At 59.7% G+C, this 15,062-nt stretch carries 8 protein-coding genes, 2 rRNA genes and 1 pseudogene; 4 read left to right on the top strand and 7 right to left on the bottom strand.

Annotation, left to right across the window (positions count from 1 at the left end; genetic code table 11):
* Together rrf (AC1D1M_RS30835) and rrf (AC1D1M_RS30830) are read left to right on the top strand one after the other, a co-directional pair.
* Positions 1-101 (top strand): 5S ribosomal RNA (rrf, locus tag AC1D1M_RS30835); the annotation flags it as partial.
* A gap of 108 nt (positions 102-209) precedes the next feature.
* Positions 210-325, top strand: a 5S ribosomal RNA gene (gene rrf, locus AC1D1M_RS30830).
* 105 nt (positions 326-430) lie between these two features.
* Here the strand turns inward: rrf (AC1D1M_RS30830) and AC1D1M_RS30825 are convergent.
* From AC1D1M_RS30825 to AC1D1M_RS30805, 5 genes are all read right to left on the bottom strand, one after another.
* Positions 431-898, bottom strand: coding sequence for an SRPBCC family protein (locus AC1D1M_RS30825; RefSeq protein ID WP_477778616.1), 468 nt, complete (start codon positions 896-898; stop codon positions 431-433).
* 22 nt (positions 899-920) lie between these two features.
* Complete coding sequence (locus tag AC1D1M_RS30820) at positions 921-4,331, bottom strand: amino acid adenylation domain-containing protein (protein WP_477778615.1); 3,411 nt, start codon at positions 4,329-4,331, stop codon at positions 921-923.
* A gap of 13 nt (positions 4,332-4,344) precedes the next feature.
* Entirely contained in the window at positions 4,345-5,274 is a 930-nt protein-coding gene (locus AC1D1M_RS30815; protein WP_477778614.1) for a diiron oxygenase, read from the bottom strand.
* Positions 5,271-6,047, bottom strand: coding sequence for a DUF3050 domain-containing protein (locus AC1D1M_RS30810; protein ID WP_477778613.1), 777 nt, complete (start codon positions 6,045-6,047; stop codon positions 5,271-5,273). The genes AC1D1M_RS30815 and AC1D1M_RS30810 overlap by 4 nt, the downstream gene beginning before the upstream one ends.
* A 728-nt stretch (positions 6,048-6,775) precedes the next feature.
* Complete coding sequence (locus tag AC1D1M_RS30805; RefSeq protein WP_477778612.1) at positions 6,776-7,486, bottom strand: GntR family transcriptional regulator; 711 nt, start codon at positions 7,484-7,486, stop codon at positions 6,776-6,778.
* Positions 7,487-7,681: 195 nt separating this feature from the next.
* On the opposite strand from AC1D1M_RS30805, the gene lapG reads away from it, so the two are divergent.
* Positions 7,682-8,374 carry a cysteine protease LapG gene (lapG, locus tag AC1D1M_RS30800; protein ID WP_477778611.1) on the top strand — a complete coding sequence of 231 codons (693 nt, stop codon included), beginning with the start codon at positions 7,682-7,684 and terminating at the stop codon, positions 8,372-8,374.
* Between the two features lie 14 nt (positions 8,375-8,388).
* Positions 8,389-10,335 (top strand): cyclic di-GMP receptor LapD, encoded by a 1,947-nt coding sequence (gene lapD, locus AC1D1M_RS30795; protein WP_477778610.1) that lies wholly within the window; start codon positions 8,389-8,391, stop codon positions 10,333-10,335.
* 45 nt (positions 10,336-10,380) lie between these two features.
* Here lapD and AC1D1M_RS30790 read toward each other — a convergent pair whose 3' ends face one another.
* Both AC1D1M_RS30790 and AC1D1M_RS30785 read right to left on the bottom strand, forming a co-directional pair.
* Positions 10,381-10,719 carry a tryptophan synthase subunit beta gene (locus AC1D1M_RS30790; RefSeq protein ID WP_477778609.1) on the bottom strand — a complete coding sequence of 113 codons (339 nt, stop codon included), beginning with the start codon at positions 10,717-10,719 and terminating at the stop codon, positions 10,381-10,383.
* Between the two features lie 145 nt (positions 10,720-10,864).
* Positions 10,865-15,062, bottom strand: a pseudogene (locus AC1D1M_RS30785) (LapA family giant adhesin); the annotation flags it as partial.

The raw sequence follows: 15,062 nt of genomic DNA, 5'->3' as shown, positions 1-15,062 counted from the left end.
GCGTTGGAACCACCTGATCCCATCCCGAACTCAGCAGTGAAACGATGCATCGCCGATGGTAGTGTGGGGTTTCCCCATGTGAGAGTAGGTCATCGTCAAGATTAAATTCCGAAACCCCTATCTGCGTACGCAGGTAGGGGTTTTGTTTTAGTAGAAGTCACCAGTTTTCACCGGCACGTTAAATTTCTAACGGGCTGGTCACAGAATTTCTTGACGACCATAGAGCGTTGGAACCACCTGATCCCATCCCGAACTCAGCAGTGAAACGATGCATCGCCGATGGTAGTGTGGGGTTTCCCCATGTGAGAGTAGGTCATCGTCAAGATTGAATTCCGAAACCCCTGTCTGCTAACGCAGACAGGGGTTTTGTCGTTTCAGGAGTACTGAAAAGCCCGTTGTGGAGCCTCTCCACAACGGGCTTTTTCACGTCTTACGCAAACAGCTTCAGCACATTGTTCATCGCATCATCGGCAAAGCCCTGCACGAAATCCTTGAAGCCCGGCAGTGCCTCGGCACCTCCCTGCGCCGGCTCGGCGATGATTGTCCAGGTGACTCGGGACTTGCCCGCACCCAGTGGGGCAACGCTCATTGCAGCCCACAGATTGGCCACGCCCAAGGTGTTGTAGATGGTGGTCCAGGTCATGTGCCGTGCCTGGTCGTCCCGGGAGTTGAGTTGCTCAACCACCAGGTTGCCATCCTTGAAGAACTTCTTGCGCAGTGATGACACGCCTTCACCCGTCATTTCGATATGCGACAGCGCCGGGATGAAGCGATCGAAGCCGGCAAAGTTGCCGACTAAGGCCCATACCTGAGTGGCATCGGCGGGCACGTCCACCGAAGACACCACGTGGCAGCCTTGAGGGTTTTTGATCAGGGTATCGGGTTGCAGAGTGCTCATGGTTTTGCTCCGTTTGGTTGAGTCAGATGAAGTTGATTTCTTTGAGGTAGTCGCAGCCGCGACGCAGCAACGCCGGGGACTTCTGTGGGTAGTGCGCGCCCATCAACCGAACACCGGCCTGGGCGTTGTCGTGCCCGATCATCGAGATGTCGCCGATGTCCTCCTCGAAGCCGTTGAGGTAGAACCCCAGTACGCCGAACAACGCGTTGTCGCTGTCGACCCGACCCAGTTGCTGTTGCCAGTCGGCGACGCTGACCATCGCGAATTCACGCCCCGCCTCGCGGAAGGACGCCACATAGTTGTCCCAGCTCAGGGGCTCGGGGTTGTGCAGGTTGAATACCGCTTGTTCCGGTTGATATCGACTGGCGTGGAAGGCGATGAATCGGGCGAGAAAGTCCACCGGCATCAAGTCGAAGTTCAAGGCGAACTCCGGCACCTGTCCAAGCTGGATCGAGCCCTTGAGCATCAGCATCAGGCGATTCTTGTGCGGCTGGCACACGCCCGTGAGGCTGTTGAAGCTGATGTTGCCGGGACGGTAGAGATTGACCCGCACCCCACGCTCCCGCGCCCGTTCGAGGATTCGCTCGCCGACCCATTTGGACAGGTTGTAGCCGTTCTTGATGTAGATCGGTGGTGTCGGGGCGGCCGGCAGCTCAAGCACTCGGCCATCGTCGGATATCGTGCTGGACGCCGAGAGCGTCGAGACGAAGTTGAAGATTTTTTTGCTGCGTCCTTCACACAGGCGCAAGCACTCGAAAATCGGCTCGACGTTGTCCCGGGCGAGCGACTCGTAATCGAGGACGTGATTGACGTTGGCCGCGTTGTGCACCAGAGCGCCAAACTCTCGATCCAGTCGCTGGTAAACCTCAGCGGCCAAACCGAGTTCCGGTCGTGTAATGTCTGCTGCGTAAACCCGCACCCGGCTCAAATCCAGATGCTCCAGACGGTTCTCCTGCAGCGCTTGGGCAAAGCGCTCCTCCGCCGATTGCCCATTGCCGTCGCGAACCAGGCAAGCGACTTCGCTGGCCCCCCAGGCCAGCAACGCCTCGACGATGTGTACACCGACAAAACTGTTGGCGCCGGTGACGATCACCTTGTGCACATCGCCCATGCGGTTGATGGGCAGCGCCTGAATATCCAGTTCGCGGAAGGCATCGCGCAGGGCCTGTTCGCTCAGCACTTCTTCGCCGCCGGAGCCGCGTACCAGTGTCGCCAGTTTCTCTAGGGTGGGCAGCTCGATGAAACGGTTGATCGAGATGCTGCGCCCAAACTCCTCGCGCAGTCGCAGGAGCATGCGCGACAGCAGGATCGAGTGCCCGCCCAGATTGAAGAAGCTTTCGTCGGTGGAAATGTCGCTCGCCGGCAGCTCCAGCAACTGCGCCCAGATTTCCAGCAGCAGGGCCTCATCGGCGCTGGCGGGCAGGCGTCGTGGAGGGTGCTCGGTGACGTTGAGCGGCAGCTCCAGAAGCGCTTTGCGGTCGACCTTGCCATTACTGGCGTAGGGCATGGCTGTCAGCTCGGTCCATGCAACGGGGTGCATATAGTCCGGCAGGTGCTGTGTCGCGTGGGCTTCCAACGCTTGGCGAGCGGCGCCGGGGAGGTCTTCCCGAGGTTGAGCAAGGAAGGCCAGAATTCGCCGCTGGCTATCGATGACCACGGCAACCTGGCGGTACAACTGGCTGTCACGCAGGCAGCGCTCAATCTCTTCTGGCTCGACCCGGAAGCCGCGAATCTTCACCTGATTATCACGCCGACCGCACAGCTCGACCCCCTCAGTCGTCCACTTCGCCATGTCCCCGGTGCGATAGACGCGCAGGGTCCGGCCATCAGGCAGACTCAGGTCCAGATAGCGCTCAGCGGTTTGCTGCGGATTGTTCAGGTAACCCAGGCACACGCCGGGGCCGGCGATGTACAACTCGCCGATCGTCTGTTCGGTTACTGGTTGAAAGTCGTCATCGAGAATCAACACCTGGCTGTTGGCGATTGGAGCGCCCAGCGAGCGGTTGTTGTCGTCTGCCTGGAGTTTGCGCGCGGTAATCAGCACCGTGGCTTCGGTGGGCCCGTAGAGGTTGTAGAGCTTGCCCCGACGGCTCAGCTGCTCGATGACCCACGGCTCGCAGACATCGCCACCGGTCATCACATGATCCAGGCGCTGCAATTGCTCCAGCGGCAGGATGCTCAACAAGGCGGGCGGTAAAAAAGCGTGGGTCAGTTGCCGAAGACGAATCAGCTCCACCAGTTGCAGTGGATCGCGGCGTTGGTCATCGCCGGGCACGATCAACTCGGCGCCCTGCAACAGGGTGGGGAAGATGTCGATCAGCGATGAGTCGAAACCCAACGAAGAAAACTGCAACACCCGGCTCTGGCTGGTCAGCTGCACATAGTCGGCGTACCAGTGGGTGAAGTGCGCGAGGTTGGCCTGGCTGAGCAACACGCCCTTCGGATGGCCGGTGGTGCCCGAGGTGTAGAGCGCCATGCATGGCGCATCGAGGTCGGGGCGTTGGCGCATCAACGGTTCAGAGAGGTCTGCTTCATGGGCGTCAATGCTGCTGATGTCCAGCCCTGGCATCTCGTTCCCTAGGGGATGCTCGCCGTCATGCAGCAACAACACCGCGCCGGCATTCGACAGGATGTACTGCTGACGTTGCAACGGATGGCTCGGCTCCAGCGGCAAGTACACCGCGCCGCTGCCCAGGATCGCCAGGATTCCCGCATACAGCGCACTGCATTTGGGCAGGCAGATCCCGATGACGACCGGACCTTGATGCTGATCCAGCAGCGGTCGCAAACGTTGCTGGATGGCGCGGCTGTGGGCGTGCAGCTGGCGATAGTCGAGGGTGTTGCCGGCGATACTCAAGGCCGGATGATCGGCGCTCTGGATGCACCGTTGTTCCAGACTTTCGATCATCGGCGTTAGCGCGAGTTGCTGCAGTCGTGGGTCGGCGGTGCCATTGAGGCGATGCACGAATGCGAGGCTGTCCAGGAACCGCAGGCTCTCGATGCGCTCGAAGCGGGTAGGTATGGCGGGTTCGGCGTGTCGAAAATAGTCGGCATCCCGCGAGTAGCGGCTGACCAACAGCGCCACGTGGTCAACCAGTGCTGTCATGGCCTGCATACGCAACGCCTGGCCGTTGCCCGACGGTTCATCGGCAATGGGTACACGAGTCAGCAGCGTTGAGCCATGGCAGCACAACACGTCCAGCGATGGCAGGCCGGACGCCTGCGGCAGGCCAAGGCCCAATTGCAATGTCAGTCGTGGCGCTCGACAGGTGAACTGAAGCGACGTGCCATCGTCGATCAGCAGATCAGCCTGTCCAGGCATATCGTCGAGCGGGCAGATCCGCGTCAGTGAGTGACCGTGTTGTTCGAGTTCCAGCGCCAGGTCGGTCAGGGCCTGGCTTTGTCCGGTGAGCAAAATGTCGAGACGTCTCATGATGGGCTCCTCGTCAAACCAGGTAGTCGCTGAGGACGGTTTTTACGCACGGCGAATCGAGCAGCGAACTGCTGTGGAAAAACCGCACAATGTTGGCCACCAGCGGGTGATGGCGATTGATCGGGAAGGCCAGTGCTGACATGTCGTTCTTGAGTGCGTGGCGCGCCGAGTCGTTGATCTGCAGTGCGTCGATCAAGCGGAAGTCGAAGGACTTCTGGATGTCGTTGGTCAGGTAATGGCCAATGAACACCGGCAGGATCTGCGCGATGCACTGGCGGTCGTCTGTACTTGCTGTATGCCAGTAGATGCGTACCAGCCGCGCCCAAAAACTGGAATGGCGCCCCTCGTCCAGCAAGTGATCGGCCATCAGGCCCTTGATCGATTGCTTGACCGTGTCGTCCTTGGCGAACGCGGCGACATCACCGGTCACCGTGTTTTCGGCGATGGCCACGCAGATCAGTTCTACGGCGCTACGCAGGTGCTCCGGTGCGAGCGCCACGGCTGCCGGTATCGCCCGGCTCAACTCGATCTCATCCGGCAATTCAATGGGGGTGATGCCGGTCAACGCGATGGTCTGTTGCATGAAATCCATCGCCACCAGTGCGTGGTAATCCTCGTCCACCACGACCGTCATCGCGTCGTAGCGGCAGGCGAACGGGAACTCGACCGCAAAGCGATTCTTGGCGATGCTGCGGGCGGTTTTGTCGACGATCTCGGTTTCGAAAATCACCACATCGTTGATGAACTTGTAGAGCGTCTGCACCAGGGCGAAGTCGCGCTGTTCCGGGCATTCGCGCAGAAAGGTTTCGCTCAGCACCAACGGTTGGCGGCTCAAGGGGTAGATCAGTTTGTCGTCGTTCTCCAGCACACGGCGCGGGCGGGTGCGGATGGTCGCGCGACTTTCCCAGGCGTCGGCGAAGGATTGGTAGTCGGCGGCGTTCATGCGCTCACCTCCGCGACCGATTCGTTCATGCTCAGGCGCAACCCGTCCCACAGGGCGATACGACTTTCCACGGCAGCGATGGCGCTGGCGTACACGTCTTCCTGCCGTTGCGGGTCGCTATCAACCAGTCGCGACAGGAGCTTTTCCGCTGCCGGGCCGTGGTCCTCGGAATCGACTTCAATGTGCCGTTCGAGGTAGTAGCGGAAGGTCGGCGCCTGCTCGATGCCGATGCCCCAATCGTCGAGGATGCGCTGGAACATCTGCGGGATAACGCTCTCGCGACCGTGCAGAAACGCCGCCGCCACACTGTGACCCGGCGCATGAAGTGCGGTGTGTAGCGTATGGCGAACGAAATCTGCGGCCGCCGGATCGACGTTGACGCTCTGCAAGGCCACGTCGTAGCTCACGCCTTCTTGCTGCAGGGCCACGAAGCGTTCGATGGCGACGGTGCAGGCGCCGACTTCGCGCATTGCATCCAGGTACAACTCGAAGTGGCTGTAATGACCCTGGGCCGGGCGATCATCCGATTCCTCACCCAGTACGATCTCGTTGATCAACCGCGCTGCCTGGGGATCCTGCGGCGGCAACCAGGGCAGCTGCACGCAGGTCAGCTCCTGTTGCAGGCGCTTGGTCAGCGACATGAAGTCCCATACGGCAAACACGTGGGTTTCCATGAAGCGTCGCAGGACCGGAAGCGAATGTATTTCAGAGAAAATCGGGTGTTCGCTAAGTTCGGCTTTTTTTTGAATCAGACGTTCTTTAGTTGGTTTCATGGATGAGCCTGTCAGTGATCTGAGGTGAGAAGTAATCAAGCACTGAAGTTCGCTGGAAGTTTTCTCCTGGCGAACAGGTACCTCAAACGAATTGATCTTTTCAGTGCTATAGATGCCGAGTAACCGAGGCGTTGCTGTCGCTTGTGGCTGGCAGCGAAGAAAAACTAATACACATATAAAGTGTCGATCAAGTTGTTTTGCTATTATTTTAATATTCAACTTTTTGAAAGATGATAAGTTCCAATAAAACTTTTTATATTGGTTTTATTTTGGCGTAGTTACTCCTTCCGGCTTATATAAGTCAGAATTGAATAAAGAGTGAATGCCTCACTCGAAGTAACTTTTTAGCGGGCGTCGTTGGGGGTGTCTGAGGGGGTGGAAGTGGGTCGCGAGTGATGCCGATCCTTCCGTTCCCGTAATGAGGCTCCTTCCTTCGCTTCTTGGGGCGGGGGCTACGCCATTCGCACGGTGAGTCCCCGTTTTATTGTGTTTTGGTTACCCAGAGTGGGCGCAAATCAAGGCGGCCGCCATTACTGAGGCATCACGCAATCGTTGCGATGGTCAGGTTTGAAGGTGGCAAGGCGTTGGGTTGCGGTATGGCGTCGAGAGGGTGGTGTGGTATGGGCGCAGGGGATTTGTAATCAAATTATTCGCGGTGCACATTCGGGGGAGTGTGCGGCAAGCGAGGCGAACCCTTCGGTGTCCCTCCCCGGACTTGCCGCTGCAGGTTACTTCGACGTGTTTTTGGCCTGTACTTCAGGGCTGTTGAGGTAGCGCGTAATGACCTCGACCCCTCGGTTCAGGTGATGTTCGAGCAGTTTTACGGAGCGTTCGACATCCCGGTCTTCGGCTGCCCGCAACAGTGCCTGGTGATCGTCCTGGGACAGTTTGCCCAGGCCCATGGCTTCCAGGTTGAAACGCAGGAACCGCTCTTCTTCGATCAGGCCGTCTTCGACCAGTTTCAACAGCCGGCGATTGGGCGCCCGGCTGTAAAGCGTCATGTGGAACAGGCGATTGAGCCGTCCGATTTCGGTGTAGTCGCTTTGCGTTTCGAGTTCGTCGATGTAACGGGCAGCCTGTTCGAGATCTTCGTCCTGGAGCAGTGGCACCGAGAGACGCAGGGCTTCGGATTCCAGCAGAATGCGTAGCGCGTAGGTTTCCACGGCGTCGCCCTGGACTAGCGGCGCGACCACGGCGCCCTTATGGGCAACCACGTTGAGCAACGATTGTGCTTCGAGCTGGCGCAAGGCTTCGCGTACGGGCATGCGGCTGACGCCGAACAGGTCGGCGAGGTCTTGCTGGCGCAGGGCCGCACCACTAGGAATGCGCCCGTCGAGTATGGCCGCGCGCAGGGTTTCTTCGATCACCGAGCGTGCCAGATGTGCGGGAATTGGCCCGATGACCTTGATACTGCTGAGAGGGTTGGGCTTTCGTGTCACTAAACGCACCCTGATTGATGGAATTTTTTGGATCCAAATGACACTAGTAACTGACTGACGGCTTGTCAAACAAGCTCACGAGTGCCTTTCTTGCAGTTTAGCGCGCCGCCAGTGATCTCACTGTGCCATTGTCTTTTTCCGGTCTAACCTTCACCATTCAAACGACTCCCTCCTGCCTATCCAGGATGCCTCGCATTGGCGGCAAGTTTAACGATCCCGCGGATTTTACGCTGGCTGTGCAGCGCATTGCTGCTGGCTGGCGTGATGCTGGGCAGCTTGAGCGCCGATTGGGATTTTTCCCTGATCAGCCGGCGGGCGCAGGCATTGTACGGACCTTTGGGAGAAGGTCAGCAGCGCATTAATGATTGGCAATACTTATTGGCCAGCCAGAAGCAGATCGGCGAGTTGGAACAACTCAATGTGGTCAATCGCTTCTTCAATAGACAACTGCGATACGTCGAAGACATCGACCTGTGGCACGAAGTCGATTACTGGGAAACCCCGATCGAAGCCCTTTGGAAAGGCGCCGGCGACTGTGAAGACTACGCTATTGCCAAGTACTTCAGCCTGCGTCACCTCGGTGTAGCCAGTGAGAAGCTGCGTATCACCTATGTCAAGGCACTGACTCAGAACCGTGCGCACATGGTGCTGACCTACTACTCGAGTCCGGAGGCCGAGCCCCTGGTGCTCGACAGCCTGATCGATGCAATCAAGCCGGCCAGCCAGCGAAAGGATTTGCTGCCGGTCTACTCTTTCAATGCCGAAGGGTTGTGGTTGCCGGGTACCAAGGGCAACAAAAAGGTCGGCGATACCAAACGTCTGTCGCGCTGGCAGGATGTGTTGAAAAAAATGCAGGCCGAAGGATTCCCGGTCGAGACGACTAACTAGGAGCACGTGCTCAGATGTCTTTGTTCAAACAGCTGTTGATTGCTATCTGTCTGTTCCTGGTGGTCGCCTTCACCGGCAGTTTCATGGTCAGTCTGGAGAGTTCGCGCACTCAGTACGTCAACCAGTTGCGCTCCCATGCCCAGGACGCCGCGACGGCGCTGGCGCTTTCCCTGACACCGAACATCGACGACCCGGCGATGGTCGAGTTGCTGGTCAGCTCGATTTTCGACAGCGGTTACTACGCGAGCATCCGCGTGGTCGATCTGAAGACCGACCAGACCCTGGTTGAGCGCACGGGCATTCCGGCGGTCAACAACGTTCCGGACTGGTTCGTCAAACTGATCGGCCTGGAGCCCGCCGGTGGTGATGCGATCGTCAGCCGTGGCTGGGAGCAGGCTGCCCGGGTCGAGGTGGTCAGCCACCCGATGTTCGCGCTGGCCAAGTTGTGGCAAAGCGCTTTAGGCAGCCTGGGCTGGTTGCTGCTATGCGGCGCGGTCAGTGCGGTACTCGGCGCGCTGTTGCTGCGTAAGCAATTGAGACCACTGGATTACATGGTTCAACAATCCCACGCCATCGCCCGGCGGGAATTCCTCAGCCTGCCGGAACTGCCGCGCACCCCCGAACTTCGCCGGGTAGTGCAGGCCATGAACCAGATGGTCGAGAAGCTCAAGGCGCTGTTCCAGGAGCAGGCCGAGCGCAGTGAAAAACTACGGGTCGAGTCCTATCAGGACTCGTTGACCGGGTTGGCCAACCGGCGTTATTTCGAGATGCAACTGAATGCGCGGGTGAGCAACCCGGAGCAGGCCAGTTCCGGTTACCTGCTGCTGTTGCGAGTCAAGGATCTGGCCGGTCTCAACCAGCGCCTCGGCGGCCAGCGCACCGATGAAGTGCTCAAAGCTGTCGGTGAGCAACTGTCTCGCGAGTGCGCCAAGTATCCGGAAACCCAGAACCTGGTCACCCGTATCCGTGGTGGCGAATTTGCCGTGTTGGCGCCGGGACTGGTACGCGAAGAGGCGCAGCAACTGGCACAGAACCTCGACAGTGCCTTGGCCAGTCTTCACGCTACCGGCGCCACCGATGTGGCTGCCGTGGCGTCTATCGGCCTGGCGCCTTTTGCACACGGCGACTCACCGCAAGCCGTGCTCAGCCTCGGCGATCAGGCGCTGGCGCAGGCCGAAGGCCAGGGCGAGCAGAACTGGGCCTGTATCGAACACAGCCTCTCGGCCAGTGTCGGCGACGATCACCACGCCTGGCATCTGATGCTCGACCAGGCGCTGACACAGCGACGTTTCGAGCTGTATTTCCAACCGGTAGTGGCCACCCAGGACACGCAACTGGTACTGCATTACAAAGTGTTGTCGCGACTGCTCGACGAACACGGCCAGACCATCCCCGCCGGGCGTTTTCTGCCTTGGCTGGAGCGCTTCGGCTGGACTGCACGTCTGGATCGGCTGATGCTCGAGCGGGTGTTGGAACAAATGAGCGAGCATGAGGAGTCGCTGGCGCTGAATCTGTCGTCGGCTACCCTGGCCGACCCGCAAGCGCAAAACAAAATCTTCGAAATACTGCGTGCGCATTCCAACCTCGGCCCGCGTCTGACCCTGGAGATCGGCGAAGAGCAGCTGCCTGACCAGGCGGTGCTGGAGCAGTTGACCAGGCACCTGCACGAACTCGGCTTCTCCCTGAGCCTGCAACGTTTTGGTGGACGCTTCAGCATGATCGGCAACCTGGCTCGGCTGGGGCTGGCGTACCTGAAGATCGATGGCAGCTACATTCGGTCGATTGATCTGGAGAGCGACAAACGCTTGTTCATCGAGGCGATCCAGCGAGCAGCACACAGCATTGATTTGCCGCTGATTGCCGAGCGGGTCGAGACGGAGGGCGAGTTGTCAGTGATTCGCGAGATGGGGCTATACGGTGTGCAGGGCCAGTTGTTCGGCGAGCCCAAGCCCTGGCGTTGATTTGATCGCTCCCACGCAGCGCGTGGGAATGATCGCAGGGGCGCGTCAGATCAGCCCGGTCTCTTCATCATCGATCAATTGGCTCAAGCCACCCAAGGCTTCACGGGCCTGGTTTCGGTCCATGAGCTTGGCCTGGGCTGCCGTCGGCAGGTCGGTGACGCGGATCACGCCTTTCTGGGTCAGCACCTGAATCAAGTCATCGAGTACCCGGATCATTTCCAGGTCACTTTGCTTGAGCTGCTTGAGGCTATTCTCCACAGCCGCGTTGGCAAACCAGGCCTGGATTTCATGATTGTCGGCCGGCAGCGTTTCCGTGGCCTCGGTGTAGGCGGCGGGTTCCACGCGTACCAACAAGCCCTGCGCATCGCGTTGCACGTAAAACATTGAGCATCCCTCAGAATTAACCAGCGTCGTGCTGTCAGCAGCATAGGTCAACTGCACGCCAGTATGTGGCGCAGCGACGAGATCGTCACCGGGCAGTGAACGCAAACGTGACGGCCGCCCCATAGGGAGCGGCCGTTTTCACGCATCAGCTGTTGTTGTGATCGATTTTGATGGTCGGGTCGCTACCGGCAATCAGGTTGTGCAGGTTGGCGCTCGACCAGTTGTTGCCTTCCATCTTGATCGTCACGTCCGGCGTGGCGGCTGCGGCGTTGCCCGAGTTGAACTGGCCGGCCGAGCTGACCTGCAGCGACGACACGCCATCGACCGTGCTGATCTTCAGGAAGTTGTCGATGGTGCTGCCGGTTTCGCCCTGCAACAGATCACGCAGGTCGATCCGGTCGCCTTCGCTGGCCTTGAAGTCCTTGATCACGTCGTTGCCGGTGTCGCCCGCTTTCCAGACGAAGGTATCACCACCGGAACCACCGATCAGGATGTCGTTGCCCTGTCCGCCCATCAACGTGTCGTTACCGGTGCCGCCGAGCAGGATGTCATTGCCCTTGCCACCGTCGAGGGTGTCGTTACCGCCCGAGCCGAACAGGATGTCATTGCCCGCACCGCCCAGCAGGGTGTCGTTGCCGTCATGGGCGCCGGACACATCGAACGCGGTGTAATGCTCGGTGATGTACTGGTGCACGTTGCTGGTGGTGACTTTGCTCACGTCCACACCGGATTGCTGTGCCACGAAGGCTTGCATCGCCTGGTAACCCTCGCCGGCAATGCCGTTGAAGCTCACCAGATCACCGAACAGGATGTCGTTGCCTTCGCCACCACTGACGGTGTCGTGACCCGGCATCGTCGCTTCGGTATGGCCAATGATCGAGTTGGCCAGATCCTTCGGATCGATGTTGGTTTGTGGCGTTTGATTCGAGTCGTACGGTTTCAGGTCGTTGAGGCTCACTCCGTTGTTGAGGCCAATGGCCTCGACATTCGACAGGTTGCTCAGCAGTGTAAAGCTACTGGTGGAGTTGCTGATGGTGTCCCAGTCGGTGCTGTTGCCGTCGCCGTCACGACCCGAGAACTCGTAGGTGCCGTCGCCCTGGGCATGCAGATACCCGAGGTCCCTGTATGACCAGTTACCTCCGTTGCCGTTGCCGTTGCCATTGCCGTTGCTGCTCTTGGTCCAGACCGTCACGTAGCCCGTGGCGGTAATGTCGATCTGGTGCGTGCTGTCGGGGAACAGGCTGATCGCTTTACCCAACTGATAGTTGCTGGTGGTGATCAGGCTATCGAGTGTTTTGCTGTCATACAGGGTCGGGTTGGTCGACTCGCCGCTCTGGTAGTAAGTCGGCTTGCCGTCAGTAATGAAATACGTGAGGTTCTTCGCCCCGGTGTTGGCCACGGCGTCCGCACTCTGGAACCAGTTGGCCGTGGTTTTGAACACGTCCTCGTAGTTGGTGCCGCCGCCGGACGACATCGAGTCCAGAGTCGCCTTCAACTGAGTCAGCGCATTCGAGTCATTGAGGTTTACCGACACCGACTTGTTGACTTGGGTGTCGAAGTCCACCAGGAAGATGTTCACCGTACCCGAGTTGCTGCCCAGGCTTTGCTTGAGGGTGTTGAACACCGACGTCAGCGAGTCCTTGGCCGAGTTGATCGACGAGGAACTCATACTGCCGGAGCTGTCGACCATGAACGCGATGTTGTAGTTGGTGCCCGGCACCACGGTCAGGCCGCCGATGTCGGCGACGATGATGTCATTGCCGTCGGTGCCGGTGATGGTGTCATCGGCCGCGGTGGCGGTGACGGCGTTGTAGACCGCCGGGTACACGGTCACAGGAATCTGCGAAGTGCTGCTGGCCGAACCACCCAGGGCCTCGGTGGAGGTTGAGGTCACGGTCAGGTTGAACTGGCCGTTGTAGTACGGTGGTGGAGTGACGGTCAGAGAGCCGAGGCTCCAGTCTGTCACGTTGGCTTCGCCAGTGGTCGCGGTGACCGTGAAGGTATGTCCCGCGCCGTCGGTGAGTACCGAGCCGACCGGCATGCCACTGATCTTCAGGCTCAGGCTTTCCGAGCCGTCGGTGTCGGTCAGCGCGGTGGTGATGGCAGACAATTTCACACTGGTGCCTTCGGCGCCGGTATTGAGTTTGTAACCGTCGTAGTAGCCTTCGCCATTGGTGCCGTGCAAGTCGGACACGGTCACGCCGGCATTCACCAGATCCGACACACCGGTGTAAATCGGTACGCCGGCACTGCTCAGGTCGATCGGCGTGCTGCCATTGACCGACAGATTGACGTCATAGCTGCCCGGGCCGCTCTGGTTGTGGTGGTAGATGTCCAGGGTGTAGTAGCCGCTAGTGGTTGGTTTGAACAAACCACTGAGGTTGCCACCCGCGCCCCATGTGGTGGAGGCCACATTCTTGCCACCAATGGTCACCAACAGGCTGTCATCACCGGTACCGCTGAAGGTGTAGGTCTTGCCGGCTTCGAGGTAGATCAGGCCGGAGGTTTTCGACGCCGTACCGGCGGTCACGCTACCGTCGGACTGCACGTTGGTCACGGTGCCTTTGGAGTTAGCTGTGCCAGCGGCGTCGATCACGTTTTTCAGCGTGGTCGAGTCTGCGCCGCTACCGCTGGTGCCCAGACCCGACAGACCGGTCCAGACTTCCTTGATCAACCCGGTGGACTTCACGCTGTTGTCGGCAACGCTCAGGGTCGGCGCATCCGCCACTGGGGTGATGTCGATCTTGATTGTGCCGGTGTTGCCCAGCGCCTGGCCGTCGGTTGGCTGGAACTTGATCTGTGCGTAGTCGGCCTGGTTGTTGCCCAGGCCTGTACCGCCATATCCGTCCACGCCCGACTCGTTGGCATCCGGCGTGAAGCGCAGTTTGCCAGCGTCGATATCAGCCTTGCTGATCGTCTGGTCGGCGGCGACATCTTTCCAGGTCGAGCCGTCCAGGTACTGCAGTTTGCCCTCGCCCGGCAGCAGGGTGATTTTCACGCCCAGACTGGTGGCCGGACTGTCGACGTCGCTGACACCGAAGGTCGACCAGCCGAGAACCAGAGGCGTGTCTTCGGTGCCAGTGACGTTGACCGGCGCTGCGACCGGTGCGTCATTGACCGCCACCACGTTGACCGTGGTGGTCGCGGTGTTGGAGTAGTTGCTGCCATCGGTCACCGTCACGGTGATGATGCGCGGTACGGTGCTCGGATCTTCACTGTTGTTGGTGAAGGTGATGTTCTTGATCTGCTGCATGTAGTCGGCGAGCGTCGCGTTGCCCGACAGTGTCAGCGTGACTGTGCCATTGGTGCTGTTGGCATTGATGGTGATGCCGTTGACGCTGTTGCCCAGGTTCAGCGCATCGCCGTCCTGACGGTTGGTCAGCACAATGGTGGCGCCGGTCAGCAGGGTGCTGTCCGGGTCGGTGATGCTCAGATCGGTATCGCCGATCGACACGCCAGGACCGGCCGTGTTTTCGGTGAACGTCGCCTTGAAATCGGCCCCGGTGGCGCCGCTGGAGTTATTGGCGTCGAGGTCCAGCACTGGCGGTGCATCGTTGTCGATGACCGAAGTGCTGACGCTGCCGTTGGACGAACTGATCGCCAGGTTCTCGAAGTTGCCGCCGGTGGCCGAGTCGATCTTGACCACGAGGTTTTCGGTGCCTTCGGTGATCTTGTCATCGATGGTCGCGACGTTGAAGTTGGCGCTGCTGGCACCCGCCGGGATCTTCACGGTGTACACACCGGTGAAGTCCGAACCGTCGGCAGCGGTACCGCTGTAGACGATTTTCAGCGTCACTTCGGTCTGGGCCGGGTGAGTCAGGCTGACGGTGTAACTGGCGGTCTGGCCTTCGGTCACCGAGGTGCTGCCGCTGATGCTGACTTCGGTGTTGTCGATGGTGTCGGTAACGGTAGTGGCAGCCGCTGCCGGGTCTTTCACCAGGTTTTCGAAGTTGCCACCGGTGGCGTTGCTGATCGTGGCCTGGACGGTGCCGGCGTCTTTGTAGACGTCGTCGGACGGTGCCGCGACGGTTACGGTGCCGGTGGTTTTCCCGGCGTCGATGGTGATCACGGCACCGTTGCTCAGGGTCACGGTCACCGGCGAACCGGCGGCGTTGGTCAGGGTGGCGGTGTAGACGATCGAACCGCCTTCGGCGACCGAGCTTGTGGCGCTCAGGCTGAGATTAGTGGTGTCGACGGTGTCGGTCACGGTGGTGCTGACCGGGGTCTTGTCGGCGACCAGGTTCTCGTAATTGCCGCCGCTGATGTCGGTGATCGAGTTGGTCAGCGGCGCGTGGCCAGTCAACACGTCGTTCGGCGCGGTGGTGGACACGGTGCCAGTGGTG

The sequence above is a fragment of the Pseudomonas sp. P1_F7 genome, from assembly GCF_056405655.1.
The sequence above is the reverse complement of the archived record's forward strand: the minus strand, read 5'-3'. Positions and strand labels throughout refer to the sequence as shown.